This window comes from Rhodococcus sp. IEGM 1351 (genome assembly GCF_030056875.1).
GTDB classification, from domain to species: Bacteria; Actinomycetota; Actinomycetes; order Mycobacteriales; family Mycobacteriaceae; genus Rhodococcus_F; species Rhodococcus_F opacus.
In genome coordinates this window covers 37,451-63,521 of the sequence record NZ_JASHKU010000037.1, presented here as the reverse complement: position 1 = coordinate 63,521, position 26,071 = coordinate 37,451, and the positions used below count along the sequence as shown (strand labels likewise).

The window sequence follows — 26,071 nt, the reverse complement described above, 5'->3', positions numbered from 1 at the left end:
GGGGCATGTGGTGACAATGCCGCGATGGAATCGTTCTTCGCGTTGCTGCAACGCAATGTCCTCGACCGTCGCCGCTGGAGCAGCCGTGAGGAACTACGGTTGGCGATCGTCGGGTGGATCGAGACGACCTACCACCGGCGGCGCCGGCAACGCGGTCTCGGTCGACTGACACCCGTCGAATATGAGACGCTCCATCAGACCGCACACGCGGCCTGAAACTGCACACCCCGAGTGTCAACCAGGGTGGGGGCAGTCCCGAACGGTCAAGGCGCACAAGCGTCCGACGGACGTACGAGACGAGGAGAAACCGCACAACTCGACCACGGGCGAGGACGAAGACCATCCACAGCCGTCCAGGGGCTGGGCACCTCTGCGGCGGATCACGCCCACCCGCTCGACGATTCGTAAGCAGTCGCCGCCGACCGCAACCACGCCGAAAGGTGATCGGTAGCGGAAACGGGTTTGGCGTAGCTGCGGAAATCAACCTCATAGGGCGGCCCGTCAATGAGGGCAATGCCCTCGTGCATCGAGTCACCCGGGGTGACCCGGATCGCATCGGGGTTCAGAACGGAACCGGTCCGCCGGTTGACGGAGGGGTTCAGTTCACCGGTTCCGGGGCCGCAGGGTCGGGCTGTCGGGCTGTCGGGCTGTCGGGCTGGGTCAGTGTAGCCGTCAGACCGGCGAGGAGGATGTCGACGCCGCGTTCGAGTTCGGCGGCCCCGTCGTACGACGCCAGTACGGGCGCGAGGCCCCGCAGGAGGGGGAAGTCGCCGATCGGTAGGCGGTGCAGTCCGAGACGGAGGAGGTCGTCGGATTCGTCGGGTCGTTCGACGAGCTCGTGCAGTTCGTTGAGGACGTGACCGTAGAGGAAGCCGAACAACGCCCGATAGACGTGCAGGGCATCGGCGCCGGTGAAGCCGGCCCGGGTGAGCAACGTGAGAATGTCCTCCAGGGGACGCAAGGTGCCCAGCGGCCGAAGCCCGAGTGGTGTCGACAACGGCCGGGTGACCATGAGCGGCACCATCTGAGGATGGGCGAGGGCCAACCGGCGGAAGCCCCGCGCGACCTCCCGTAGCTGGGTGGCCCAGTCGCCGTCGCCGATGTCGACCTCGAGTTGCTCGAGGACGAGCTCGGCGAGCGCGTCGAGGAGCGCCGCCTTGCTCGGAACGTGACGGTACAGGGCCATCGGGTCGCGGCCCAACGCTTTGCCGAGGCGCCTCATCGACAGCCCGTCGATGCCACTGCGATCGACGATCTCGAGCGCACACGCGAGTACCCGCTGCCGGGTGATCGGATCACCGCCGGGGTCGCGCCCACGGCCGGGCCGGGTCGCGCGAGGAGCGGGCACATCGGCCATCACTACCCCCTTCCCTACGCCATTTCACTGTAGCGCTAAGCCGTAGCTCTACGCTGTTGACGCGAGGGCGAATGCGGCGTTGACTAGGTAATACACCGTGGGCCACTGGAGGCCGTCATGATCATCATCTTCGGACTCATCGTCCTTCTCGCCGCCGTGATCGTCGGACTCACCGGCGTGCTGAGCAACAGCGGCGACGGCCACGCCCTCACCGACGGGTTCGCCGTGTTCGGCTATCACGTCACCGGTTCCACCGGCACGCTCTTCCTCTACGGCATCGTTGTCGGCGCGGTCGGGCTCATCGGGCTCGGCCTGTTACTGGCCGGCGCCCGGCGCACCTCCCGGCGCGGCCGAATCGCCCGCCACGACCTGACCGAATCCCGCCGCGAAACAGCCGATGCGTACCAGGATCGGGACCGCCTCGCCGAACAGCGCAACATGGTCGCCGCGGACCCGGACACCGCCCACGCGTCACCGCACGGTGTCGATCGCGGTCGCCGGCCCGCCGGGGGACGCGACTGGCGGCACCCGTTCGGCCACCGAACAACTAGGGCCCCCACCACCCATGACGTCGCACGCTGACGACGCCCCGGCACCGGGCCCCACTGACATCGGCCGCCGCAGCCGCGCCGTCCGATCACCCAAGAGAGAAGAAGCACCGCCATGAGCATCGTGAAGAAGCTTCGGCACAAGGCCGAAACCGCCGAGGGCGCAACCAAGAAGACGGTCGGCAAGGCCCTCGGAAATGAACGCATGGAAGCCGAGGGGAGTGCAGAGCAGGCCAAGGGCAACGCCAAGCAAACCGGTGACAAGTTCAAGCAGAAGATCAGGCACCCCTTCAAACACTGACCCGCTCACACTCCGTCCGATCCCCCAATCCCCCAGTCTCCATCCCGAAATCAGGTCGCCGCCATGATCATTCTCGGCATCATCCTCGCCATCATCGGCGCGGTGGCCGGCATCCCCGTCCTCTTGTACGTCGGTATCGCGCTCATCGTCATCGGCGTGGTCCTCGAGATCATGGGCATGACCGGCCACGCGGTTGCGGGCCGACGCCACTACTACTGACCCGGTCCGAAGCCGCACCGGACGTGCGCACCCCAGCGTTCCGGGACGGGGCTCGTCCGGAACCTGGAGGACGCCATAGCGATATCCGACATCAAGGAATACGTGCACCTCACCGACGCGGACGTCGAGGCGCTCAGCGACCAACTGACCAGCTACCCCCTGGAAGCCGATGGTGCGGCGGAGTACGCGGCCGTCCCGGATGCCGCGGCCCGGTTGGTGATCCACGGCAGCAGGACCACGGTTCCACCGTTCGCGCCTTCGTCACCCCAGTCGGTGCTCGGGCGCCGGGACGACCCGGTGACACTCGTATGCTTCCACGACGTCACCGAATTGCTGTGGAATGGTGTTCCCGCAACGGATTTTGGTTGACGTTCCAACATTTCCCTCGAACAGATCAGTGTTCGGGCAACGATCCGCTCAACCGAGCGCGACCGCCGATCGTCGATATTCGGCCTCTCGGTCATCCCAACGCCCGTGCTCCCCGGGGGTGCAGTGTTCCGGTGCCCAATCCGGTTCCCGGGGATCGCCTCCCGGGGGTAGTTTGAGTGTATGGCTGCACGAGCAAGAACGGGCGGCCGGACACCCTCGCACCGAGGCGGCACAGTCGGCCACGGCACGATTGCCGGCGGCGACAACCCCACCGCGACCACCGCAACCAAGCCGGCGGTCCGGACATCCACGACGACGAAAAGGTCCACGACGCCCATCACAACCGAGAACGGGCGGCTGCCGCGCAGGCGGCCGGCGACGACATCGACTGCGGCCACCTCCCGGCGTAGTGGCCCACGGCGGGCGGAACCGACGCCACGACGAACGCGAACGGACGCCACCGGCGAATCATCCTCGGGCACACCCCGTCGGCGACGCCCCGACAGCGCCGCACCCTCCGGGCGTGCGCCGGTGCGGGCCACCACCGCGAAACCGGCGGCCCGCAAGCATCCCCGAGGTGCGGGGTCCCGCACGGCCGCGCACCCGCGGTCCACCGCCCCGAATCGCACACGCCGACCGGACTCGTCAGCGAAGGACACCAACCGCGGCGGGCCCGCCGACACCACCCCGGGCCTGGTGTCGCGGTCGGTCGAGGCCGCCATCGAATGGCTGAAAACCCACATTCACCAGCTCCTGGAGACGGCGCGAGACCGCGGCGCCATGCTGACGGAAAAGATCAAGCAGAAGATCCAGGAGTGGATCGAAACCCTCGTCGACGAGGTCGCGCACGGCGGGGTGGGCATGCAAGCCGGACTCGAAGGCGTTCGCGCCGCCCTGACGGGTAAGAATCCGGTGTGGGCCGCGATCAAAGGTCTGGTCACCGGATTGAGCACCAAGGCCAAGATCGCCCTGATTCTCCTCCTGGGCCTCGGACTCCTCCTCGGGCCGGTGCTGCTCGTGATCCTGCTACTGGCCCTGCTTGTCATGGCAATCGTCGCGGCGGTGCGAGCAGCCGCCGCAGACTGACCTGATCGGCGGGTGGGCAGGACCGATTTCGTGAGCGGGCGGCACACGACGCTCCACAGAAAAAATTCGTCGCGGCATTGCGCAACCAGTGAACACCAGCGATCTTCCGTTGCTCGACGAACCCTCCCGGGAACCACCGCACAGTGCTTAATGCCTTGCACAGCAACATCTTCGAGAGGTCCACCCGCGTGAGGCGTCTCGCTTCATCACGGTCGCTGCGGGAGAGGCCGGAAACATCGAATTTCTGCACAACCGAGAAACGGGTGTCCGTGAAGTCGGCCCGAACAGTGGTTGTGCTGGTGATTGAGCGTTGCCGGGTTGGGGTAGTCGACAATGCGCACCCCTACCATGCACACGGTCTTGCGGCACATCACCGAAAACGGTCCTGCGACACATCTCCGAGGTTGGCGAGAGGTGCATAGGTGACTACTCGGCAAAAAGGGGTTCAATAATGAACAACAAGACTCAGATGGCGGCCGCGATCGGTGCGGGCTATCTGCTAGGCCGCACCCGCCGGATGAAGCTGGCACTGATGCTCGCCGGGGCCGGGACGACCGGGCGCTTTCGCGGCGGGCCGCGGGAGCTGCTCACCCTCGGCACCAAGATGCTCGCGAATTCCCCGGAAGTCGCCAAACTCGGCGACACGGTCCGGGGAGAATTAGTCAGCGCGGCGAAGGCCGCAGCGGTCACCGCTGCCAGCCAACGCATCGACTCGCTGAGCAACCGGCTCCAATCGGGCGGCCAGGAGATCACGGGCACCGTCAGCGATCTCCCGGACAACGTCAGTGATGTCACCAAGGTGGGCAGATTCGGCCGCAAGAAGCGGACTCGTTCGCGGGACGACGACGAGCAGCCCAGTACCGACGAACAGCCGGAGGACGACTCCCCCGGCGCGGAAGACGCGGCCGACGACTACGAGGAGCAGGACGAAGACGAGGCAGCGGCCGACGAACAGCCGGCCCCACGTAAGCGGCCCACGCCGCGCCGCCGCGCGTCGAGCACCAGCAGCACCCGGCCCGCGAGCAGGTCGCGGACCACGAAGTCAGACGAAGACGACGATAACGAAGAGGCTCCGGCCCGCAAACGCAGGACACAGGCCAAAGCAACGACGGACTCCGCGCCCGTCCGACGGGCACGGAGGTGACGGCGATGACGAACGCCGCAAAGAAACTACAAGAGGCCGTACCGGGCGACGGGCACGGCGCGTCGAGCGTGCTGCAGGACTCGATACAGACGCTGCTCGGCACGGTCGCCGAGAAGGCACTGACGTCGGTCTCGGACAAGGTGTCGAACACCTCCGGTCGGCTCACCGACTACGCCGAGAGCGGCGGTGAAGGAGGGCTGCTCGCCGCACTCACCGGTTCCGAGAAAACGGATGACGACGAGTCGCCGGACAAGTCCGACACCGGCGGCGGCTGGTGGCAGGGCGCCAAGCAGATGGTCAAGGACAAAGCCTCCGACGTCAAGGACGCGGTCACCGGCGGGGGCGGTGGTGGTAGCGGAAAAGGCAAGAAGCTGAAATTGACCAACATCGTCGAAACGATCGACGTCGGAGTCCCGGTTCAGCTGGCCTACAACCAATGGACCCAATTCGCCGACTTTCCCTCCTTCATGAAGAAGGTCGAACGGGTCGAACAGGAATCGGACGAAAAGCTCGAATGGAAGGCACAGATCTTCCTGTCGCACCGAACCTGGGAAGCGACGATCCTCGAGCAGGTTCCCGACGAGCGGATCGTGTGGCGCTCGAAGGGCGCCAAGGGTTTCATCGACGGGGCGGTGACGTTCCACGAGGTGACTCCCGATCTCACCCGCATCGTCCTCATCCTCGAGTATCACCCGAAGGGACTGTTCGAGAAGACGGGAAACCTCTGGCGTGCACAGGGACGACGAGCACGGCTGGAATTGAAGCACTTTGCACGCCATGTCATGACACAGACAATCCTCCATCCCGACGACCTCGAGGGCTGGCGCGGAGAAATCCGGGACGGCCAGGTAGTCGAGCCCGAACAGGACGAAGCGGAACCGGAAGACGAGCAGGACGAAACGCAACCGGACGAGGGCGAAGAGGACGAGACGGAGGAGCCCGAGGAGCCCGCCGAAACAGACGAGGACGAATACGAGGAGCCCGAGGAAGACGGGGCCGAGGATGAGGAGCCCGAGGCAGAGGAAGACGAGTACGAGGAGTCGGAGGAAACAGACGAGGCCGAGGACGAGGAACCCGAGGCAGAGGAAGACGAGGCTGAAGAGGACGAGGGCGAGGAAGCGGTCGACGAGGAGGACGAGGAGGACGAGGAGCCCGAGGCACCCGCGCCGAAACGCCGCGGCCGCCCGCGCAAGACCGCGGCCACAAGTGAACCGCCGGCACCGAAACGCCGCGGCCGCCCACGCAAGACCGCGGCCGCGAGTGAACCGCCGGCACCGGCACGCCGTGGCCGCCCGCGCAAGACCGCGGCCACAAAGTCGGCCGGCGCGAAGCGCGGAGCCCGCCGGTGACCACCGGCGGGCCCAGCTCGAGCAGCCTCGCCGACGTCATCGACACCATCCTCGACAAGGGCCTGGTCATCGACGCCTACGTGCGCGTCTCGCTGGTCGGCATCGAACTGCTGACCATCGACGCCCGCATCGTCGTCGCCAGCGTCGACACCTACCTGCGGTTCGCGGAGGCGGTGAACCGGCTCGAGATCGGCAGCGAACCCAAGGGCCTGACCGATCTGGTGGGGTCCGTGACGGAAGGTGGTGCCAAGTCGAAGACCAAGGGCGCGCTCGAGGCCGCCGGCGAAAAACTCGGTGACCTCCTCGGCGGCGGACAAGAGGAGCCCGAGCGCGTGTCGCGGAAATCCAGCAGAGGGGACAGATGATGTCCACGTCCAACCAGGCCACCGATGCGCCCGAACAGCCGCGCACCACCGGCATCTACGTCTACGGCATCGTGCCCGCGGACGTGCGGACCGAAGACGACGCCGTCGGCGTCGACGACTCCCAGGTGAGCACCGTCAGACACGGTGACATCGCGGCGCTGGTGAGTGAAATATCGGTGGACCGGCCGCTCGGTAAACCCGCGGACCTCCAGGCCCACGCACACCTGCTGGACGGCGCCGCGCGGGTGGCACCGGTACTCCCCCTGCGGTTCGGGGCCGTGCTGACCGACACCGACGCGGTGAAGGACGAACTGCTCACCGCGCACGCCGACGAGTTCGCCGCCGCGATGGAGCAACTCGAGGGTAAGGCCCAATACGTGGTGAAGGGCCGCTACGTCGAACACGCCATCCTGTGGGAAGTGATCGGCGAGAACGAGCGGGCCAGCGCACTGCGCGACACGATCCGCGACCAGCCGGAGGCCACCACCCGCGACGCCCGGATGGCCCTCGGCGAGATCGTGGCCAACGCCATCGTCGCGAAGAGAGAGGAAGATACGGCCACGGTGGTCGAGGCACTCGACTCGCTGGCCGACGCGGTCAACGTCCGCGAACCCACCCACGAGGAGGATGCCGCGCAGGTGGCGGTCCTGGTCGAGGTCGCCCGGCAGGACGAGCTCGAGCAAGTGGTGGGCGCGTTGGCGCAGCGGTGGGATGGCCGGGTCGAGATGCGGCTGCTCGGCCCGCTCGCCGCCTACGACTTCGTGGTGTCCCCGACACCGGAGGGCTGAGGCGATGGGACTGTTGTCGTTCATCGTCACGCTGCCGCTCGCACCGGTGCGCGGGGTGATCTCGCTGGCCGAGTTGATTCAGCGACAGGTCGAGGAGGAACTCCACAATCCCGCCAGCGCCCGCCGCGCGCTCGCGAGGAGTTGGACGACGCCCGCGAGCGGGGTGAGATTTCCGCCGAGGAGGAAGAGCAGGCGCAGCAGGCGATCCTGGACCGAATGACCGGAACGGCTCAGCCCACCACTCCGGAGAGGGAGTGAAAAGGTCATGGCGCGGGAGCTGCCACCGCCCCTGCCGGCGCAGGACATCGCCGCGCTCGCGCTGCGGGTCATCACCGAGCTGACGGGCAAGAAACCGTTGGGTGCGACGTCGGTGATGCCGACCGACGACGGGTGGACCGTGGAAGTGGAAGTTGTCGAGGATCGGCGCATCCCGTCCACGACGGACATGCTCGCTCTGTATGAGGTGGTGTTGGATCTGGACGGACAGTTGTTGTCCTATCGCAGAACTCGCCGCTACAGCCGCGGCGCCGGCTACAGCGTGGGCGGGCAGTCATGACCCTCTCCGGCGGCAACTCCGGACGCCTCCCGCAGAGTCCCGCTGGGGGGCTGGGCGGCGGCGGACACCAGTCGACGAATCTCGGGGAAATCCTCGCGCGGGTACTCGACAAGGGTCTGGTGATCGCTGGGGACATCCAGGTCAACCTCCTCGACATCGAACTGCTGACGATCAAGGTGCGGCTGGTCATCGCCTCGCTGGAGACGGCGAGGGAGGTGGGGATCAACTGGTGGGAGAACGATCCATGGCTGACCGGCAAGAGCAGCGACCTCGAGCTCGAGAATCGAAAACTCGAGGAGCGCATTGCCGCACTCGAGTCCGACCGGTCGGTGCGTCCCCAGGTGGAGGCGGGTACGCCGAGGTGGAGGGCAGGCGGCGAGGCGACAACGATGACCGCGAGTGACGTGGTGTGGCTGTATGGCATCACCTCCGAGAGCATCGACGATGCACAACTGGCCGGGGTGACCGGAGTGGCTGGCGAACCGGTCCGAACCGTGAGCTCGGCGGGCCTGGCGGCGGTGGTGGGATCGGTGAGCCTGAGCGAGTTCGGGGAAGGCCCGCTCGCCTGGCCACCCTGTACCTCGACGACGACCGGATTCGGGCTCTGCTCGACGAACGGCAGCAGGTGACCGATCCGGCCATCACCGGTAAACGCGAGTGGATGACCTTCAACGGCACCTACCTCGTGGCCGAGGAACATGCCGACGAATTCGCTTCGGGCGTCGCGGCACTCGACACCGACCATCAGAGTGGGACGCTGGAGATGACCGGACCGTGGCCCCCGTACGCCTTCGCGGGGATCGATCAGGCGAACCCGTGAGCGACATGGTTCCCGCGGTCCCCGCGGACGACACTCGCCGCATCGCCTTGGTCGACCTGCTCGACCGGGTGCTCGGTGGCGGGGTCGTCATCACCGACGAGATCACGCTGTCGCTGGCCGACGTGGAGATGGTGCGGATCTCGCTGCGCAACAAGCACGCCGCCGACCACACCGCTACCGTTGATGGTGTTGCCGCGCCCATCACGCGGTGGCCCGGTACCCCGCCGGAACCGAACCCCCCCGGCGGGGTCAAGGAAGCCCCGCAACACACCAGCACACCCCGGCGTACCACTCCCCCAGCCGCCCGCGAGCACGCCGCCGTGACCGATCATGACTGGCAGGAAGCAATAGCCGCCCACGAGAATGCCCGGGCAGCACGGCTCAACGACCAGACCGTGCCCCGGCGATCCGAGACACTCCGAAAACCCGAGAAGTCTGCAAACCGATCCGCACGCGAACTGGTGACTGAACCAGCCCGTCACTACGAGCCGATAACCCTTGAGCAGCAACGCTACTCGCAGTTTCAGGCCTCGTTGACGGTGCCAGCGACGGAGCCTTCCCTACACCGCCACTGGCACCGAACGGTCACCATAACAGATAGTCGAACTTATGTGGCGCTCCTCGGGTTTATGTGGGCGCCATTTCTGCTGCTCAGGGTGGGTTGTGTTGTTGGCCGCACTGTTCGGCGTTTCACCGATGATATGAGGGACGCGCACGCGCAGCACCTCTAGGTTTCGGGGTTACCACACCTACCTCAACCCGGAGGCCCGCTACACGTGCGCGTCAGTACTGCATTTAACCGTCTCCTGAAGATCCCCGGCGCATCGGTGTCCGGGGTGTCGATCACAGACACCGATGTCGAGGTCGAGCTACGCCTGCGTGCCCGCCGACTCGAGTGCCCCTGCGGGCACACGTCGCCGGCAACATATGACCGGTCCACACGCCGGTGGCGGCACCTTGACCTCGGCACCCACCGCCTGTGGTTGGTCTACGAGATCCGCCGCATCCACTGCCCACACTGCGGGGTGCGCACCGAACACGTGCCGTGGGCGCGGCCCACCGCCCGGCACACCCGAGACTTCGAAGACACCGTCCTCTGGCTCGCCGCCCGCACCGACCGCACCTCGGTCTCCACGCTGATGCGCTGCGCGTGGGAAACGGTCACCGCAATCATCAACCGCACCGTCGACGAATTACTCGACACCCGACGACTCGAGCGGCTCTACCGCATCGGCGTCGACGAAATCTGCTACCGACACCCGCACAAGTATTTGACCGTGATCGGCGACCACGACACCAAGACCGTGGTGCATATCGAACCCGGCCGAAGCACCGAATCCCTCGCGGCCTTTTATGAGCAGCAACACGAGTCAGATCTCGACTCGATCGAGGCGGTATCGATGGACGGATCGAAGGCCTATCGCGTCGCCACCGAGGAACACGTGCCGAACGCCCGTATCTGCTTCGACCCATTCCATGTCATGCAGTGGGTGAACCGGGCGTTGGACCGAGTGTTCGCCGACGCCTCCTCGGCCAACCGCCGCAGAATCGAGCTCTCGAGCGGCAGTTGGCGCAAGGTCCGCATCGCGTTGCGAACCGGCGCCGAACGACTCACCGACCAGCGCCGCGCCCTTCTCGACACCCTCACAGATCAGGATCAGCAGGTCGGGCACGCATGGCGACTGAAAGAGCAAATGCGGGACTTGTTCCGCGTCGTCAAACCCTCACGCGCCAAACGGCATCTACGCACATGGATCGACGACGCCGCACACAGCGGAATCCCCGCATTCACAATGCTCGCCCAACAGATCGACAAGCACTACGACGGAATCATCGCCGCAGTAGAACTCGGCATCTCCAACGGACTCATCGAAGGTATCAACTCAAAAATCCGACTGATCAACGCTCGCGGCTACGGGCACCACTCCGCCGAATCGCTGACCTCGATGATCTACCTGAACCTCGGAGGAATCGACCCCAAACTACCCACACAAAGGTGAGGAGCGCCACTTATGTTCGATCAGTGTGTCAGTGTGAAGGACTGTCGCTAGCTCCGTCGCACCGCGCGAACCCGGGCCGGAGCGCATATGCTTCCGGTCCCCCGCCGTCACACCACACACGGAGCGGAGCGCACCGTGACCATCACGATCTACAGCAGACCAGCCTGCATGCAATGCACCGCCACCTACCGTGCCTTGGACAACGAGGGGCTCGATTACACAATCGTCGACATCACGCGAGACCCCGACGCCCACGACTACGTGAGGGGTCTCGGCTACCGGCAGGCCCCCGTCGTCGTAGCCGGTGACGACCACTGGGCAGGTTTCCGGCCCGACCGCATCAAAGCGCTCGCCGCAGCCTGACAGGTGCGGGCCTCGGCGCCCTGAAACGACGGCAGCGCCCACGTGGAGGTCCTCAGCGGCCCGAGGAGTGCTCGGTCCCCGGCGCTCGATGTCGCGGGCGCACGTGCTCGAAGATCAGGATGGTCTCGGTCGAGGCGACCGCGGGATGCGCGCTGAGGTGGTCGAGGACGAAGCGCCTCAACTCCTCACTGCTCGCGGTGGCGACGTGGATGAGGTAGTCGTCGGCACCGGCGATGAAGTACACGTTCAGCACCTCGTCGACGGTGGCGAGTTGCTCGGCGAGCTGCCCGAGATGCTGTCTTGCGTTGGCTTGCACTCGAACTGCGATCATTGCCTGCAGGTCCCTGCCGAGGGTGGCGGGATCGATGTCGGCATGGAAGCCGCGGATCACTCCGCGGTCGATCAGGGACCGCACGCGGCCCAGGCAGGTCGAGGGGGCGATGCCCGCGAGGGCGGCGAGGGCGTTGTTCGGGGTACGTGCGTCCCGCGAGAGTTGATCGAGGAGTATCCGGTCGATGTCATCGATCGGCGCCCCCGCTCGAATATCGTTCGATACAGAGCCTTCCGAATACGGCTTGCTCGGAACATTCTTCTTCATCGGCTCAGTCTAAAGAATTTTGTTCCCTTGCCTTGGATTCGCTGCGCCGTTTGTTCACTATTGACGCCTATTGGTCGAATTTCTGGTCGCAAGCGAACACACCCCCCCGTCTCCCCGACACCGAGATCGTCGCCCCTGGGCGTGATCGGAAAGGCTCACCATGAGCAACCACCAGTCACCGCCCGCGCGTCACCGCGTCGTCGTCATCGGATCTGGCTTCGGCGGGTTGTTCGCGACCAAAGCCCTCCGCCGGGCGGACGTGGACATCACGGTGATCGACCGCACCACCCACCACCTGTTCCAACCGCTCCTGTATCAGGTTGCCACCGGCATCCTCTCCGAAGGCGAGATCGCCCCGTCGACGCGGATGATCCTCAAGGACCAGGCCAACGCCGCCGTCCGACTCGGAGACGTCACCACCATCGACCTGACCGAACGTACGGTGACGTCCGAACATCTCGGACAGACCATGGTGACCGGGTACGACAGCCTCATCGTCTCCGCCGGCGCTCAGCAGTCCTATTTCGGCAACGACCACTTCGCCGAACACGCACCCGGCATGAAAACGATCGACGACGCCCTCGAACTCCGCGGCCGGATCCTCGGCGCGTTCGAGCAGGCAGAGGTCATCACCGACCCGCAGGAGCGGGCACGCCTGCTCACCTTCGTCGTGGTCGGCGCCGGTCCCACCGGCGTCGAGATGGCCGGCCAGATCGCCGAGCTCGCACACCGCACGCTCGTCGGGGCGTACTCCAACTTCGATCCGCGGGATGCACGGATCGTCCTGCTCGACGCAGCCTCGGCGGTACTGCCGCCGTTCGGAGACAACCTCGGTTCCGAGGCGGCGGAAACCCTCGAAAAGCTGGGTGTGGAGGTACGGCTGGGTGCGTCGGTGACCGACGTCGACGCCGGCGGACTGACCGTTCGCGATGCCGACGGCACCGAGCACCGCATCGAGTCCGTCTGCAAGGTCTGGTCCGCGGGAGTGGCAGCGAGTCCCCTCGGTCGCCGGCTCGCCGAACAGTCCGGTGCCGACATCGACCGTGCCGGTCGCGTCGCCGTCGACGAAGACCTCACCCTGCCGGGCAATCCGAACGTGTTCGTTGTCGGCGACATGATGTCGCGCGATCGTCTCCCCGGCGTCGCCCAGGTCGCGATCCAAGGGGGCCGCTACGCCGCGAAGCAGATCGCCGCGGAGGTCACCGCGGCAGCGAAGGGGCGCCCGGTACCGGAACGGACCCCTTTCCGGTACCGCGACAAAGGCTCGATGGCAACGATTTGCCGATTCAACGCGGTCGCCGAGATCGGCGGCCTCGAGGTGACCGGTTTCCTCGCGTGGATCATGTGGCTGGCCGTGCACGTCGTCTATGTCGTCGGCTTCCGCAGCCGCCTCGCCACCTTGCTCTCGTGGGCCTGGACCTTCCTCGGCACCTGGCGCGGTCAACTGACCAACACCCACCAGCAGATCACCGCCCGCAACGCGATCGCGCAGCTGCATTACCTCGAACGCCGCATCGAGGACACGGAAGCCGACGTCGCGCGAGCGAGCTGACGCACCACTGACTGAGGCCTTGCCTTCCCGAATCCCCTCAACCACGCGGATCCAGGCGCTGTCCGCCCAACCCCCGGCCGGGCGCGGCCGTGTTGTCCGACAGATGTGTGCATCGTGGCGCGATCACGCCGAGCGCGATTGCGACCGGAGGACCACTTTGGAAACCTCGAAGAATGGGCGTTGACGGACCAGCATCCATGATGTTGGCGAACGCCTGCGAGCTGTATCGAGACGCAGGCTTCATCGGCCAACCGGCCGCCGCTGTCACCAGCCTGGCCTTCGTAGTTGCCGGCCTCGCGGTCGTCGCACGTCGTCCGCACGGCGCACCGACCGTGACCTACGGTCTGCTCGTCGTCGCAGTGGGCGCCGGGTCGCTCGTTGCGCACGGACCCAACCCGCCGTGGCAGGCTTACGCACACGACATCCCGATCGCGACACTGCTCGCCTACATCGCCGTCGACGCCGCTTCCGACCGGCTCGGCCGTCGACTGTCGCCGGTGTGGTGGTTCGTCGTCCCGGTCGTGATGATTCCCGCCGTTGCGGCCGGCCCGACGGTATCCACGATCGTGCAGGCAATGCTCGCCGCGGTCGCCGTGGGATTCGGTCTGGAACGCGCCCGCATCCGTCCGCAACTGCGGCGCGCGACCATCGTCGCGGTGCTGCTTCTCGCGTCCGGCGCTCTACTCGGTACCATCGGCGACCGGACGTCGATCTGCCGGCCGAGCAGTGTCCGGCAGGGGCACGCGCTGTGGCATGTTCTCGCCGCCGCAGGATTGTGGCGGCTCGCGCCCACGATCGGGCGGGCCCGAGGTTGGACGCCGAAGTGACCAGTTCAGTGCGACGGCCCAATCGGATCAGATGACACCCGTTCGTGCGGCAGTCCCGTTCTTGCGCTGGTTGGCATTGAACCGCGCCTTCTTCTGACGATTCCCGCACGTGTTCATGTCACACCACTTGCGGGTGCGACTTTGACTGGTATCGAAGAAGGCGGCCTGGCAGGTTGCCGATGCGCACAAGGCCATTTTCCCGTCTCGTTCGCCTGCGATGATGCTGATCGCGTCGGCGGCGATCACGCTCAGGGCGTCTTCTACGCAGGTAGCCGAGCTCAGTCGCCATTGACGATTGCCCTCGGGCGTCAGGATCGCCGCGGCCCGACCCCGAATGCTGCAGTCATTGATGGTGTGGATGGCAGACGCAGGGAGAGCGTCCTGGGTCGCGGTCGCTGTCGCGGCGGCGTGAATCGATTCCCTCAGTTCCCGAGCGAGTTCGAGCTGGGCGGTGGTGCAGGACTCCACGGCCAGGCCGTTCACTGCCAGCCAGTCGACGAGTCGCTGCGGCGTCGGAATGCGCTCCACGGCGTCGCCACGACGCTCCGTCAGAGTCGCCGTGAAGCTGGTTGCCAGCACGTTTCCGAGACGAAAGTCAGGGAATCGAGCGCGCATGGAACCACCTTAGCAGGTTGCACGCCGGCTCTCGGGCATGCTAGAACCGTCTTAGCCGGTTCACGATTGGTCGTTGCCGGTTCCGCGATGGCCAGGAGGTCTCATGCCCCGTCCAACCAGCGACGTGCAAGCATTTGAAGCCCACGCAACTGACGCCGACCTCGATGATCTGCGCGCGCGATTAGCCGCGGCGCGGCTACCGGAGGCCGAGACGGTCTATCGCGCCGCGCCCGACCCTCGCCGATGGGAACAGGGCGTTCCTCTCGCCGACCTCGTCGATGTCGTGAATTACTGGCGCACCGGGTACGACTGGCGGTCGTTCGAAGAGCGCCTCAACCGTATCGGCCAGTTCCGCACGACAATTGATGATCTGGGAATCCACTTCCTGCACCGCCGATCCGCGCGCGCAGATGCCACTCCTCTGATCGTGACGCACGGCTGGCCAGGCAGCACTGCCGAGTTCATCGATGTAGTAGACGAGCTGGCAGATCCGAAAGATGCAGACGCGCCGGCGTTCCACGTGGTGGTGCCGTCGTTACCAGGCTTTGGTTACAGCGACAAGCCGGCCACCACCGGATGGGGAACCGAAAAGATCGCGGCCGCATGGGTGGAACTGATGGGAAGGCTCGGCTACAGCAGGTTCGCAGCCCAAGGCGGCGACTGGGGAGGCAATATCACCACCGTCCTCGGCGGCAGGTTCCCGGCGCACGTTCTCGGCATCCACACCACGTTCGCGGAGGCACCGCCCGGGTTGACAACGGACGGGCTGACGGCGGTCGAGCGCACATGGACCGAGGAAACCCGCGAATTCTGGCGCCACCGCGCGGCGTACGCGAAGCAGCAGGCGACCCGCCCGCAGACCATCGGCTACTCGCTCGTCGACTCACCGGTCGGGCTTCTTGCCTGGATCCTCGACAAATTCGCCGAGTGGACAGATACCGAAGACAGCCCGTTCGAGGCGATTTCGAGAGACCGCGTTCTTGACAACGTCACCCTGTATTGGCTGACGCGGACCGGCGCATCGTCGGCCCGCATCTACTACGAAAGCCACAACTCGCTCGACCCCGAACTTCGGGTCGACGTCCCCTCGGCAATCACCATGTATCCCCGCGACATCGAGAAGTGTCCGCGCCCCTGGGCGCAGGAGCGGTACCGGCACATCGTCCGATGGAGGTCGCCCGAATCCGGGGGACATTTCCCGTCGCTGGAGGTTCCCGAGTATTTCGTCAAGGATCTACAAGAAGGCCTCGCGGCAGTGCTGGCCGCTGATCGGTGAACGCGGCTGGCTGCGGGGACTCGGAATTAGTCCGGGGATTCGAGCTGTGCGCCGAATGCCCTGCGCGGCGTGGAGTCTCGGTGAGAACCTCTGCGGTAGCTTCATGGACTTCTTCCCCGTCGTGGTGTGCCCGGGTTGATCGCTTGGGGCACTTGCCCCCTGTGCTCAGGTGCCGCCCGTGGCGGCGGCGGATTCAGCTCGGCCGGCGAACCCCGATTTCGCCGTAGAACTACCCGGATCACGAGCACCTGCGGACTGGTTTGCGGAGGCCCTGCCAGTGGTCATCTCCCCCGCCGCTGGCAGGGCCCTCACCACCGGACTGCCGCATCTCACGGCGTTGCGTGGGCGTCACCCTTGCGGTTTCGGCGAGCCGAACATTATGATTCGACAGTGAAAACAACGGGCTTCAAGGTGGGTGTGCGACGACGGCCAGTAGCCGGTGCCGCGGCGCTGACAGCGCTGGCCGCGGCGCTGATGCTGTCCGGGTGCGGGACGAGCGACGGACCGGAAAGCGACAAACCGGTGGTGTTGACGACGTTCACCGTTCTCGCCGATATCGCCGCGAACGTCGGCGGTGAGCACGTGACGGTCGAGTCGATCACCAAGGCGGGCGCCGAAATCCATGGATACGAGCCCACCCCGGGCGATATCAAGAAGGCAGCCCAGGCCGACCTGATTCTCGACAACGGGATGAACCTGGAGGCGTGGTTCGCCCAGTTCGTCGACGGTGTGGACGTCGGGCACGTGGTCGTCAGCGACGGCGTCGAGCCGATCGCCATCGGCGAGGACGCCTACGCGGGCAAACCGAATCCGCACGCCTGGATGTCACCGTTGAACGTGCAGATCTACGTCGACAACATGGTCGCCGCGTTCAGCGAACTCGATTCCGCGCATGCGGCCGACTATCGCATCAACGGCGACGCGTACAAGGCGCAGTTGCAGAAGGTGCAGGACGAGTTGGTCGCCGAGCTGGGAGCATTGCCGGTCAACGAACGGGCGCTGGTCACGTGCGAGGGAGCGTTCTCGTACCTGGCCCGGGACGCGGGGTTGACCGAGAAGTACATCTGGCCGGTCAACGCCGAACAGCAGGCCACGCCCCAGCAGATCGCGTCGACGATCGAGTTCGTCAAGGACAATCGGGTTCCGGCGGTGTTCTGCGAATCCACGGTGTCGGATGCGCCGATGCAACGCGTCGTCGAAGCCACGGGCGCCGCGTTCGGTGGCACCCTCTACGTCGACTCGCTGTCCGAGGCGGACGGGCCCGTGCCGACGTACCTGGATCTGATCCGGCACGACGCCGACACCCTCACCGCCGCACTGAACGGGCAGCAATCATGACCACCCAGCCGGCCGTCGAGGTACAGGACGTCACCGTCCACTACGGCGATGTCCTTGCGCTCGACCAGGTCTCACTTGCCCTGCAGCCCGGACGCGTCTGCGGCCTCGTCGGCATGAACGGTTCCGGAAAGTCCACCCTGTTCAAGACGATCATGGGCACCGTCAAACCCGACTCCGGCACGGTCCGGATCAACGGCACCGCGCCCGCCGCGGCACGCAAGACCGGTGTGCTGGGCTACGTCCCGCAGAGCGAGGACGTGGACTGGACGTTCCCGCTCTCGGTGCGTGACGTGGTGATGACCGGCCGCTACGGGCACATGGGGCTGACCCGGCGGCCCGGCAGAGCTGACCGCGAGGCCGTCGACCACGCCCTCGAACGCGTCGAACTCACCGAACTGGCGGACCGGCAGATCGGGCAACTCTCCGGCGGCCAGAAGAAACGCACCTTCGTCGCCCGCGGAATCGCACAGGGCGCCACCATCCTTCTCCTCGACGAACCGTTCGCCGGGGTCGACAAACGCTCCGAAGCCACCATCACCGCACTGCTGCGTGAACTCGCCGCCGCGGGCGCGGCGATCCTGGTCTCCACCCACGACCTGCACGCACTGCCCACCCTGGCCGACGAGGCGATCCTGCTGATGCGCACCGTCCTCATGCACGGCGACCCGACGGTCGTGCTGCAACCGGAGAACCTGGCGGCCGCCTTCGGCCTCGACGTGATGACAAGGACCTGAGAATCAATGGACGTCATCGACTTCTTCGTCGACCCGCTGCGCTACGACTTCATGGTCCGCGCACTGATCACCACCCTGATCGCCGCCGTGGTCTGCGCGGTGCTGTCGTGCTGGCTGGTTCTGATCGGCTGGTCACTGATGGGTGATGCGGTCTCACACGCCGTCCTGCCCGGCGTCGTCCTGGCCTACATCGTCGGCGCCCCGTTCGCGATCGGCGCGGTGATCTTCGGATTCCTGGCCGTGGCACTGATCGGGGTGGTCCGCGACACCAGCCGCGTCAAGGAGGACGCCGCGATCGGCATCGTCTTCTCCACCCTGTTCGCGCTCGGGCTGGTGCTGGTCTCGGTCACCCCGAGCCAAACCGATCTCAACCACATCATCTTCGGCAACCTGCTGGGTGTGAGCCGCTCCGACCTCGTCCAGATCGCCGTACTCGGGGCCTTCGTCTTCATCGCACTGATCGTCAAGCGCCGCGACTTCACCCTGTACGCCTTCGACCCCACCCATGCCCACGCGATCGGCCTGAACCCGCGCCTGCTGGGGGCGGCGCTCCTGGGGCTGCTGGCCCTGACGGCGGTGGTGGCCCTGCAGGCCGTCGGCGTCATCCTGGTCGTCGCGATGCTGATCATTCCCGGGGCCACCGCGTACCTGCTGACCGACAGCTTCCACCGGATGCTGGTCATCGCCCCGGCGATCTCGGCGGCCTGCGCCGTCATCGGCCTGTACCTGAGCTATCACCTCGACACGGCCAGCGGCGGCATGGTGGTGCTGTCCCAGGGCGCGGCATTCGCGCTGGTCTATCTGTTCGCACCCCAGCACGGAATCATCGGTCGCCGGATCACCGCGTCCCGGCGACGCCGGACACCACGTGACGAACACAGGAATACCGAGATTCACGCGGAACGCGATTGGGCGCCGGAACCGAAGTCGTAGTCGATGGCGGCAGCAGCAGGTCTGGATCGGCGGCGGAAGCCTCGGACCGCACACCGCGCAATTCGTCCCCCCGCACCATGACCGGGTTCCCGAACTGATCGACGACTTGATCGTCTTCGCCAACCGCGTCGATGTGCCCGTGATCGCGCAGATAGCGGTCGCGCACGCGCAGTTCGAAACCATCCCCCGGCCTGGACGGCAACGGGCGTGTCGGACGCGCCCTGATCCAGGCGATGCTGCGCGGCGGACAGCTCACCCGCAGCGTTGCCGTTCCGGTGTCCGCGGGCCTCCTACACGACACCGCAGAGTATTGCGACGCGCTCGGCGAGTACCGGTCCGGGAACGTCGAGCCGGTCGTCCGGTCGATCGCAGAGCCATCGTTCGGTGCGGTCGCCAACGGCCGCACCCTCGTTGAAGACCTGGAAGCGGTTCGAGCCGACTGGCGCACCCGTGTGACGGCGCGGCGCGGCGCGACGGCACACCGGCTGGTGGACTTGCTCCTTCGACAACCGGTCGTCGACAACAAGCTCGTCACATCCACTCTCGGGGTGACGGGCGCCAACGCGCAGATCGCGATCGACCGCCTGGTCGACGCCGGGATACTCGCCCAGTTGCTGTCGAATGATCCACCGGCGGAACGTGACGTGTCGCCCGCCGCCGTTTATCCGCCCACACGGCGGGTATCAATACCGTGACGTCCGGAGTGAGACCGCCGAGAACGAAGGTTCCGCTGATGACACTCGTGCCCCGGGCCGCGGTCACGCTGATCGCCGCAGGCCCCCTCGCCCTGTTCCTGGCCGCTCCCGCCGCCGCGGACCCGCCCGATGTGACCCTCACCGCCGCCGTGGCCGGGAGCACCGTCGCGACGACGATCACGAACGACACCGGTGCCGACGTAGTGTGCGGCTTCGGCGGACTGCATGCGGCGGACGACATCGTGAACCCCGAGTCCGTGGCGGTGTTCCACGCATCGAATGTGGTGATCGGGCCGGGACCGCGGGACTTCGTGTTCGACGCGGTGCCCGACGGCGACTACCTGATCCACTGGATCTGCAGTGAGAACGCGGGCCCCGGTGACGAGGTGTGGGGTTCGGCGCCGCTCCCGGAGACCGCGTACGCGAAGCCGGCGACGGCGGACCCTCTCCCCGTCACCGTGCGCACGGAAACATGTTTCGGGTCGGTGTGCCTGCCACCGGGGCTGGGTCTCTGACCGGCAGCCCGTATCACCGGAGCGAATCGCGCTGTACCCGAAGGAATTCCCGCTCGACCACGTTCTCGGTGCGGTCGCGCGCCGCATCGTAGGCGCGCGCCGCCTCACCGGAACGGCCGAGGCGGCGGAGCAGATCGGCCCGCACAGCGTGGTACAGGTGGTAGTTGCCGAGGTCGAGTTGGTCGATGAGCGCCAGCCCCTGCTCCGGTCCCCTGACCTCGGCCACGGCGACCGCCCGGTTCAACGCCACCACCGGACTCGGCGCCAGCGGCATCAACTGGTCGTACAACTGCAGGATCTGCCACCAGTCGGTGTCGGCGGCCGTCGCCGCGTCGCTGTGGACGGCGTTGATCGCGGCCTGAATCTGATACTGCCCGGGCGTGTTCCGTCGCAGGCACCCCCGCACCAGCGACTGCCCCTCGGCGACGAGGTCACGATCCCACCGACTGCGGTCCTGATCGGGCAGGAGCACGAGCCGGCCGTCGCCGTCGGTGCGGGCGTCTCGCCTCGACTCGATCAGCACCATCAACGCGAGCAGCCCGGTCACCTCCGGTTCGTCGGGCATCAGCGCGGCCAGGACCCGGCCGAGGCGGATGGCCTCGGCGCACAGGTCCGCTCGCGTCAGCCGGTCCCCCGAACTGGCCGTGTATCCCTCGTTGAAGATCAGATAGACGACGGCCAGGACGGCGCGGAGGCGGTCCGGCAGATCGGCCTCGTTCGGCACCCGGTACGGGATCCGGGCGTCCCGGATCTTCCCCTTGGCCCTGACCAGGCGCTGCGCGATGGTCGGCTCGGCGACCAGGAATGCGCGCGCGATCTCCGCGGTGCCGAGCCCGCCCAGGAGGCGGAGGGTCAGCGCGACCTGGGCGGCGGGGGCCAGCGCCGGGTGGCAGCACGTGAAGATCAGGCGTAGCCGGTCGTCGTGCACGACGCCCTCCTCCACCGGTTCGTCGCGGGCGAGCAGCAGGGCGGCCTGCGCGTGGCGGTCGTGCCGGGAGGCCTCGCGCCGGAGCCGATCGATCGCGCGGCGCCGGGCGGTGGTGATGATCCATCCGGCCGGGCTCGGCGGCAGCCCGGACGACGGCCAGCGCCGCACCGCCTCGGTGAACGCATCCTGGACGGCGTCCTCGGCGATGTCGATGTCGCCGAACACCCCGACCAGGACGGACACCGCGCGACCGTGTTCTTCACGGAACACGTGTTCGATGTCGGCGGACCCGACCACGTCAGTCGCCGGCTCCGTCGTGGTGAGCGAACGGCCGGACCTCGATCGGGAGGGTCGTCGCCCGGGTGAGCTTGCGACCCCATTCGAGGGCGGCGTCCAGGTCGGGCGCCTCGACGATGGTGAATCCGCCGAGATGCTCCTTGCCCTCGGTGTACGGGCCGTCGGTGACGAGCACGTCACCGCCCCTGGCCCGCAGCACGGTCGCGGTGGTGGGGGCGCACAGTCCCCCACTGAACACCCACGCGCCCGCGGACACCATCTCCTGGTTCAGGGCGTCGAGATCGTCGCCGATCTTCGCGAGGACGTCGGGTTCGGGGGCGGGGCCGTCGGGTTGGTACACGCTCAACAGGTACTGGGTCATCTCGGGTTCCTCCTCGGATCGGCCGGCCGGCGCCTTCGGATGTGGCCGGCCCTCACCTCCTATACGAACGTCACCCTTCCGAATCGACACTCTGCACGGAGGAATTTCGCCGAATGACCTCAGTTGTGCTCGGACACCAGGACGGCGCGGGTGCCCGCCTCCAGCGCTTCGAACACATGTGCGACGTCGCCGGGGTAGGCGATGTAGTCGCCGGGTCCGAGTTCGACCGGATCGCCCGCCACGCCGACCAGTGCGCGCCCGGCGCTGAGGATGACGTGTTCGACCACACCGGGCATGTGCGGTTCGGATTCCCGGGCCGGGCCGGGTTCGACGGCGAGGCGGTACAGATCCCGGCGCGCGGACGGCGGGCAGGACGCGACGAGAGTCGCGCGGTAGTCGGACCGGTCGGACGTCAGTTCCGGCCCCTCGTCGGCCCGGATGACCTGGACGCGGGGCCGCGGCGGGTCCAGGAGTTGCGACATCTGCACGTCCAGGGCGACGCAGAGGGCCCACAGGGTTTCGACGCTCGGGTTGCCGCCCCCCGATTCGAGTTGGGACAGAGTGGATTTCGCGACCCCGGCGCGGCGGGCGACCTCGGTCAGGGACATGCCCGACCGTTCCCGTTCACGACGCAGCGAGGGTCCGATGTAGCCCAGCGGGGACTGCCCTGCCATGGTTCCCCTTCCCGACTTCCGACATTGTGTTCATTATTTTGGGCGCTGCGTTCGTCTTGACGAACACCGCACCGTGTGTTCAGTATAGAAGTCATGCGTTCGATGAAGCGAACACTCGATGTGCGGGTCCTCCGGAACATCGCGCTGGTGTGCCTGGCCGATGGACTGGTCGGCATGTCGTATGGCGCCATCGCGGTGGGTTCGGGCCTGGACGCCTGGTTGCCCGTCGCGTTGTCGGTGCTGGTCCTCGCCGGTTCTGCGGAGTTCCTGTTCGTCGGCATCGTCGCGGCAGGCGGCAGCCCGGTCGCGGCGACGATCGCCGGGCTGCTGGTGAACGCGCGGCATGTGCCGTTCGGTCTGGCGGTCGGGGACGTGCTGGGGCGCGGGCTGCGCCGCGTCCTCGGCGCTCATCTGATGAACGACGAGTCGGTGGTGTTCGCCCTCGGTGAGACGGACCCCGGCCGCAGGCGCGCCGCGTACTGGGCGTGCGGTGTGGGGATCGCGGTGTGCTGGCCGCTCGGGGCCGTGCTCGGCGCGGTGGCGGGCACGGCGATCGGCGACCCCGCCGTGCTGGGACTGGACGCCATGTTCCCGGCGGTGCTGCTGGCGCTGGTGCTGCCGGCGTTGCGCGATCGGACTGTGCGGGTGCCGGTACTGGCCGGCGGGGTGATCGCCCTGGCCACCACTCCCTTCCTGCCCGCCGGGCTTCCGGTGCTGGCGGCGCTGGTCGGGTTGCTCGCGGGTGTGCGGCGGAAGGTGCTGCGGTGACCGGGCACCTCGTGCTGATCGGGTCGGTCGGGGTTCTCGCCGCAGGCACCTTCGCGTTCCGATTCACGGGCCCGGCGCTGCGGCCACGGATCGCCACCCGGCCCTGGGTGGAGCGGACCATGGCGACGGCCGCCGTGGTTCTGCTCACCGCACTGGTCGGCACGACGGCGCTCACCGAAGGTCACGACCTCGCCGGGGTGGCGCGTCCCACCGGCGTCGTCGTCGCGGGCATACTCGCCTGGCGGAAGGCGCCTTTCGTCGTCGTCGTCCTGTCCGCGGCCGCCACCGCTGCCGGATTGCGGCTCCTCGGGGTGCCGTGAGGATGCATGATCGAGGGGTGTTATTTCATCTCTGCGCCACGTGCGGCGTCGAACAGGACCCGAACACCCCGCTCCCCGACGAGTGCGCGATCTGCGCGGACGAACGCCAGTACATTCCGCTGGGCGGTCAGGAGTGGACCACCGTGGAGAAGCTGGCCGGTGCGGGGTACCGCGCGGTCGAGCACGAGGTCGAGCCGGGGCTGCACGGCCTGTACGTCGACCCGAAGACCGCGATCGGCCAGCAGTCCCTCGTGATCCGCACCCCCGCCGGGTCGCTGCTGTGGGATCCGATCGGGTTCGTCGACGACGCCGCCGTCGCCGCCGTCGCCGCGCACGGCCCGGTCCTCGCCGTCGCGGGCAGCCACCCGCACATGTTCGGCGTCCAGACGCAGTGGTCCAAGGCGCTCGGCGACGTGCCCATCCTGGTGGCCGACGCGGACCGCGGATGGCTGGCACGGTCCGACGGCCCGATCGTGTTCTGGTCCGGCACCCACGAAGTGACGCCGGGTCTGACCCTGCACCAGATCGGTGGGCACTTCCCGGGCAGCGCCGTCGCGCACTGGCGGGACGGCGCCGACGGCCGCGGGGTCCTCCTCACCGGGGACGGCGTGTTCCCCAACCCGGACCGCCGCACGGTGTCGTTCCTCCGGTCGTACCCCAACCGGCTGCCGCTGTCCGCGGCGGTGGTGCGGCGCATCGCGGACCAGTTGTCGCACCTCGAATTCGACCGCATCATCGGCAACTTCGACAACGTGATCGACAACGCCGGCCGGGAGGCACTCGAATACTCGGCCACCCGTCACTGCGCGTGGGTGACCGGGGAGTTCGATCACCTCACCTGACCGCTGACATGACGTCCGAGGTAATGATCACGACGATCCGCCCGCCCTAGACTGCCCGCATGACCACCCTCGACGATCGGCGAACGTCGCATGTCGGCACCCATCTGCGGACGCGGCGGGAACGCCGCCGGCTCAGTCAGCTGGAACTGGCGAACCGGGCGGACATCTCGGCCGCCACGTCAGCTTCCTGGAGACCGGGCGGTCGAATCCCACCCGGGCGATGCTGCTGCGGCTCAGCGAGCATCTCGACATTCCCCTGCATCAACTACCCGGTCCTGAAGGACGCGGGTTTGCTGCTCACGTTCTAACTGGCTGTTAGAGGGGTGGCTGCTTTAGGCACGGTTGATTGGGCGGCCCGGTAGTTGGTGTGTCCGAGTGCGGCAATGTTGGCGGCGGCGTTATGGTCGGCGTGGCCGGTCCATCCGCAGCCGCGGCACCGGAATAGTGCTTGACTGTGCCTGTTCGCGGTGTCGCAGTGCCCGCACTGGTGGCATGTTTTACTGGTGTTGCGCGGGTTGATCACCTGTACCGGCAGTCCTGCGGCTTGCGCCTTGTAGGTGATCTGGTCACGCAGTTGCGCGTATGCCCAGGAGTGCAGTTGTTGCCGTTGATTGCGTGCGAGCCGTACCCGGTCCCGGATTCCCGACAGGTCTTCTACCGCGATTCCTTGACCGGTGCGTTGTGCTTGGGCAACAATCGTTTTCGAGAGTTGGTGATTGATGTCGGTGGCGTACCGAGTCTCCTTCCTACACCGCTTCTTCAGTTTCCGTTTCGCGGACTTGGTCCCCACCTTTTGCAGCGCGGACCGCATGGATTCGTTCTTTTTCCGGCGGGCGGTGACCGCACCACCGGACCACCGGACGTCGAGTTCGGCCGGGTCGTCTGCGGTGGTCACCGCCAGGTTCACGATCCCCAAGTCCACGCCCAGCCACCCGGTGGGGTCGTCCGCGGGGACCAGCTGATCCGGTGCGTCGGTGTCGACGGTGGCGTGCAGATAGAAAGATCCGTCGCGGAAAATCAGATCCGACTCGCCTTTGCGGTCGGCGAGCATTTTCAGCTGCCACGGCGCGCACACGAATCCGACGTTGCGCATCCGGCCCTCGGTCGTCCAGATCGACACCGTCGATCGATCGATCTGCCACGACAAACACCGATCGTCGAACGGTTGGCCCGCGTCCTCGCGGAACACGATCGCCTTACCTGCCACCTTCGCATACCGTTTCGATTCCGGCGTGCCGTAATTCCCGTTAAGCAGGTTCGCCTTCCGGGTCGCGTACGCATCCGCGACCTTCTTGATGACCCGGATCGCCGGTTGCGCCGACAACCCGCGCGCTTTGAGCTGGGCATAGACCTGTTTCTGCAGCGCGAACGGGCGTCGATCAGTGGCGGTGTGCGCGAACTGCGAAACCATGTTCGCCCCCGCATTGCACAACTCCAGCGTCGATTTCAGCGCCACATACTGCCCCGGGGTGGGAGCCAGCTTCACGACAACGATCCGCTTCACACCCTGCGCCTTTCCCTGCTGAGACCCAT

31 protein-coding genes and 5 pseudogenes are annotated in these 26,071 nt (G+C 66.9%); 29 read left to right on the top strand and 7 right to left on the bottom strand.

Annotation, left to right across the window (positions count from 1 at the left end; genetic code table 11):
- Window positions 1-216: integrase core domain-containing protein (locus tag QM806_RS37300; RefSeq protein ID WP_283294711.1), on the top strand; the 216-nt coding region annotated here is incomplete at its 5' end.
- Window positions 217-598: 382 nt separating this feature from the next.
- Here the strand turns inward: QM806_RS37300 and QM806_RS37295 are convergent.
- Complete coding sequence (locus QM806_RS37295) at window positions 599-1,357, bottom strand: TetR/AcrR family transcriptional regulator (protein WP_283294709.1); 759 nt, start codon at window positions 1,355-1,357, stop codon at window positions 599-601.
- A 117-nt stretch (window positions 1,358-1,474) separates the two neighbouring features.
- Here QM806_RS37295 and QM806_RS37290 point away from each other — a divergent pair, with 117 nt between their 5' ends.
- The 16 genes and pseudogenes from QM806_RS37290 (at window position 1,475) to QM806_RS37215 (ending at window position 11,265) form a co-directional block, all read left to right on the top strand.
- Window positions 1,475-1,939, top strand: coding sequence for a hypothetical protein (locus tag QM806_RS37290; RefSeq protein ID WP_133986694.1), 465 nt, complete (start codon window positions 1,475-1,477; stop codon window positions 1,937-1,939).
- 81 nt (window positions 1,940-2,020) lie between these two features.
- On the top strand, window positions 2,021-2,206 hold the full coding sequence (locus tag QM806_RS37285; RefSeq protein WP_005257863.1) for a CsbD family protein: 186 nt from the start codon (window positions 2,021-2,023) through the stop codon (window positions 2,204-2,206).
- A gap of 63 nt (window positions 2,207-2,269) precedes the next feature.
- A complete protein-coding gene (locus QM806_RS37280; protein WP_005257862.1) occupies window positions 2,270-2,425 on the top strand; it encodes a DUF6131 family protein in 156 nt (51 codons plus the stop codon).
- Between the two features lie 102 nt (window positions 2,426-2,527).
- Window positions 2,528-2,794 carry a hypothetical protein gene (locus QM806_RS41945; protein WP_375154191.1) on the top strand — a complete coding sequence of 89 codons (267 nt, stop codon included), beginning with the start codon at window positions 2,528-2,530 and terminating at the stop codon, window positions 2,792-2,794.
- A gap of 531 nt (window positions 2,795-3,325) precedes the next feature.
- Window positions 3,326-3,880 (top strand): hypothetical protein, encoded by a 555-nt coding sequence (locus QM806_RS37270; RefSeq protein ID WP_283294708.1) that lies wholly within the window; start codon window positions 3,326-3,328, stop codon window positions 3,878-3,880.
- A gap of 451 nt (window positions 3,881-4,331) precedes the next feature.
- The gene (locus QM806_RS37265; protein ID WP_120659076.1) at window positions 4,332-5,024 is read left to right on the top strand and encodes a hypothetical protein; all 693 of its coding nucleotides are present in this window, start codon (window positions 4,332-4,334) and stop codon (window positions 5,022-5,024) included.
- Between the two features lie 5 nt (window positions 5,025-5,029).
- Window positions 5,030-6,373 (top strand): SRPBCC family protein, encoded by a 1,344-nt coding sequence (locus tag QM806_RS37260; protein WP_283294707.1) that lies wholly within the window; start codon window positions 5,030-5,032, stop codon window positions 6,371-6,373.
- On the top strand, window positions 6,370-6,738 hold the full coding sequence (gene gvpJ / locus QM806_RS37255; RefSeq protein WP_005255135.1) for a gas vesicle protein GvpJ: 369 nt from the start codon (window positions 6,370-6,372) through the stop codon (window positions 6,736-6,738). Before QM806_RS37260 ends, gvpJ (QM806_RS37255) begins: the two co-directional genes overlap by 4 nt.
- Window positions 6,738-7,526: a GvpL/GvpF family gas vesicle protein gene (locus QM806_RS37250; RefSeq protein WP_005255132.1), complete on the top strand. Its 789-nt coding sequence runs from the start codon at window positions 6,738-6,740 to the stop codon at window positions 7,524-7,526. Before gvpJ (QM806_RS37255) ends, QM806_RS37250 begins: the two co-directional genes overlap by 1 nt.
- 4 nt (window positions 7,527-7,530) lie before the next feature.
- A pseudogene (locus QM806_RS37245) lies at window positions 7,531-7,784 on the top strand (gas vesicle protein GvpG).
- Between the two features lie 7 nt (window positions 7,785-7,791).
- Window positions 7,792-8,082 (top strand): gas vesicle protein GvpO, encoded by a 291-nt coding sequence (gene gvpO / locus QM806_RS37240; RefSeq protein ID WP_120659077.1) that lies wholly within the window; start codon window positions 7,792-7,794, stop codon window positions 8,080-8,082.
- Window positions 8,079-8,485 (top strand): annotated as a pseudogene (locus QM806_RS37235) (gas vesicle protein). The gene gvpO and the pseudogene QM806_RS37235 overlap by 4 nt, the downstream one beginning before the upstream one ends.
- A pseudogene (locus tag QM806_RS37230) lies at window positions 8,472-8,902 on the top strand (GvpL/GvpF family gas vesicle protein). Before QM806_RS37235 ends, QM806_RS37230 begins: the two co-directional pseudogenes overlap by 14 nt.
- A gap of 5 nt (window positions 8,903-8,907) precedes the next feature.
- A pseudogene (gvpJ, locus tag QM806_RS37225) lies at window positions 8,908-9,055 on the top strand (gas vesicle protein GvpJ); the annotation flags it as partial.
- A gap of 623 nt (window positions 9,056-9,678) precedes the next feature.
- Window positions 9,679-10,902 (top strand): ISL3 family transposase, encoded by a 1,224-nt coding sequence (locus QM806_RS37220; protein ID WP_169695531.1) that lies wholly within the window; start codon window positions 9,679-9,681, stop codon window positions 10,900-10,902.
- Window positions 10,903-11,037: 135 nt separating this feature from the next.
- Window positions 11,038-11,265 carry a redoxin NrdH gene (locus QM806_RS37215; protein WP_169695532.1) on the top strand — a complete coding sequence of 76 codons (228 nt, stop codon included), beginning with the start codon at window positions 11,038-11,040 and terminating at the stop codon, window positions 11,263-11,265.
- 52 nt (window positions 11,266-11,317) lie between these two features.
- Here the strand turns inward: QM806_RS37215 and QM806_RS37210 are convergent, their stop codons facing one another.
- Complete coding sequence (locus tag QM806_RS37210) at window positions 11,318-11,863, bottom strand: Lrp/AsnC family transcriptional regulator (RefSeq protein WP_005255122.1); 546 nt, start codon at window positions 11,861-11,863, stop codon at window positions 11,318-11,320.
- A gap of 160 nt (window positions 11,864-12,023) precedes the next feature.
- On the opposite strand from QM806_RS37210, the gene QM806_RS37205 reads away from it, so the two are divergent.
- Window positions 12,024-13,415 (top strand): NAD(P)/FAD-dependent oxidoreductase, encoded by a 1,392-nt coding sequence (locus tag QM806_RS37205; protein ID WP_169695533.1) that lies wholly within the window; start codon window positions 12,024-12,026, stop codon window positions 13,413-13,415.
- 197 nt (window positions 13,416-13,612) lie between these two features.
- Window positions 13,613-14,242 carry a hypothetical protein gene (locus tag QM806_RS37200; protein ID WP_169695534.1) on the top strand — a complete coding sequence of 210 codons (630 nt, stop codon included), beginning with the start codon at window positions 13,613-13,615 and terminating at the stop codon, window positions 14,240-14,242.
- A 27-nt stretch (window positions 14,243-14,269) separates the two neighbouring features.
- On the opposite strand, the gene QM806_RS37195 is transcribed toward QM806_RS37200, so the two are convergent.
- A complete protein-coding gene (locus QM806_RS37195) occupies window positions 14,270-14,857 on the bottom strand; it encodes a CGNR zinc finger domain-containing protein (protein ID WP_054248386.1) in 588 nt (195 codons plus the stop codon).
- A gap of 103 nt (window positions 14,858-14,960) precedes the next feature.
- Here QM806_RS37195 and QM806_RS37190 point away from each other — a divergent pair, with 103 nt between their 5' ends.
- From QM806_RS37190 to QM806_RS37165, 6 genes are all read left to right on the top strand, one after another.
- Window positions 14,961-16,133, top strand: coding sequence for an epoxide hydrolase family protein (locus QM806_RS37190; RefSeq protein WP_283294702.1), 1,173 nt, complete (start codon window positions 14,961-14,963; stop codon window positions 16,131-16,133).
- Window positions 16,134-16,544: 411 nt separating this feature from the next.
- Entirely contained in the window at window positions 16,545-17,471 is a 927-nt protein-coding gene (locus tag QM806_RS37185; protein WP_169695541.1) for a metal ABC transporter substrate-binding protein, read from the top strand.
- On the top strand, window positions 17,468-18,205 hold the full coding sequence (locus tag QM806_RS37180; protein WP_169695536.1) for a metal ABC transporter ATP-binding protein: 738 nt from the start codon (window positions 17,468-17,470) through the stop codon (window positions 18,203-18,205). Before QM806_RS37185 ends, QM806_RS37180 begins: the two co-directional genes overlap by 4 nt.
- Before the next feature lie 6 nt (window positions 18,206-18,211).
- Window positions 18,212-19,138, top strand: coding sequence for a metal ABC transporter permease (locus QM806_RS37175; protein WP_005562342.1), 927 nt, complete (start codon window positions 18,212-18,214; stop codon window positions 19,136-19,138).
- Window positions 19,139-19,371: 233 nt separating this feature from the next.
- On the top strand, window positions 19,372-19,833 hold the full coding sequence (locus QM806_RS37170; protein WP_249344121.1) for a Fic family protein: 462 nt from the start codon (window positions 19,372-19,374) through the stop codon (window positions 19,831-19,833).
- 38 nt (window positions 19,834-19,871) lie between these two features.
- On the top strand, window positions 19,872-20,348 hold the full coding sequence (locus QM806_RS37165; protein ID WP_283294699.1) for a hypothetical protein: 477 nt from the start codon (window positions 19,872-19,874) through the stop codon (window positions 20,346-20,348).
- A gap of 13 nt (window positions 20,349-20,361) precedes the next feature.
- Here the strand turns inward: QM806_RS37165 and QM806_RS37160 are convergent, their stop codons facing one another.
- The 3 genes from QM806_RS37160 to QM806_RS37150 form a co-directional block, all read right to left on the bottom strand.
- Complete coding sequence (locus QM806_RS37160; RefSeq protein ID WP_283294697.1) at window positions 20,362-21,573, bottom strand: RNA polymerase sigma factor; 1,212 nt, start codon at window positions 21,571-21,573, stop codon at window positions 20,362-20,364.
- A gap of 1 nt (window position 21,574) precedes the next feature.
- A complete protein-coding gene (locus QM806_RS37155) occupies window positions 21,575-21,934 on the bottom strand; it encodes a YciI family protein (RefSeq protein WP_005255108.1) in 360 nt (119 codons plus the stop codon).
- A 119-nt stretch (window positions 21,935-22,053) separates the two neighbouring features.
- Window positions 22,054-22,608 carry a helix-turn-helix domain-containing protein gene (locus QM806_RS37150; protein WP_005255107.1) on the bottom strand — a complete coding sequence of 185 codons (555 nt, stop codon included), beginning with the start codon at window positions 22,606-22,608 and terminating at the stop codon, window positions 22,054-22,056.
- Between the two features lie 93 nt (window positions 22,609-22,701).
- On the opposite strand from QM806_RS37150, the gene QM806_RS37145 reads away from it, so the two are divergent.
- The 4 genes and pseudogenes from QM806_RS37145 to QM806_RS37130 form a co-directional block, all read left to right on the top strand.
- Window positions 22,702-23,376, top strand: coding sequence for an AzlC family ABC transporter permease (locus tag QM806_RS37145; protein ID WP_265147499.1), 675 nt, complete (start codon window positions 22,702-22,704; stop codon window positions 23,374-23,376).
- Window positions 23,373-23,696 (top strand): AzlD domain-containing protein, encoded by a 324-nt coding sequence (locus QM806_RS37140; RefSeq protein WP_283294693.1) that lies wholly within the window; start codon window positions 23,373-23,375, stop codon window positions 23,694-23,696. The genes QM806_RS37145 and QM806_RS37140 overlap by 4 nt, the downstream gene beginning before the upstream one ends.
- A gap of 17 nt (window positions 23,697-23,713) precedes the next feature.
- Entirely contained in the window at window positions 23,714-24,538 is an 825-nt protein-coding gene (locus QM806_RS37135) for an MBL fold metallo-hydrolase (RefSeq protein WP_016880360.1), read from the top strand.
- Between the two features lie 59 nt (window positions 24,539-24,597).
- Window positions 24,598-24,803, top strand: a pseudogene (locus QM806_RS37130) (helix-turn-helix domain-containing protein); the annotation flags it as partial.
- 39 nt (window positions 24,804-24,842) lie between these two features.
- On the opposite strand, the gene QM806_RS37125 reads toward QM806_RS37130, so the two are convergent.
- A complete protein-coding gene (locus tag QM806_RS37125; protein WP_283294690.1) occupies window positions 24,843-26,042 on the bottom strand; it encodes an RNA-guided endonuclease InsQ/TnpB family protein in 1,200 nt (399 codons plus the stop codon).
- Between the last annotated feature and the right edge of the window lie 29 nt (window positions 26,043-26,071).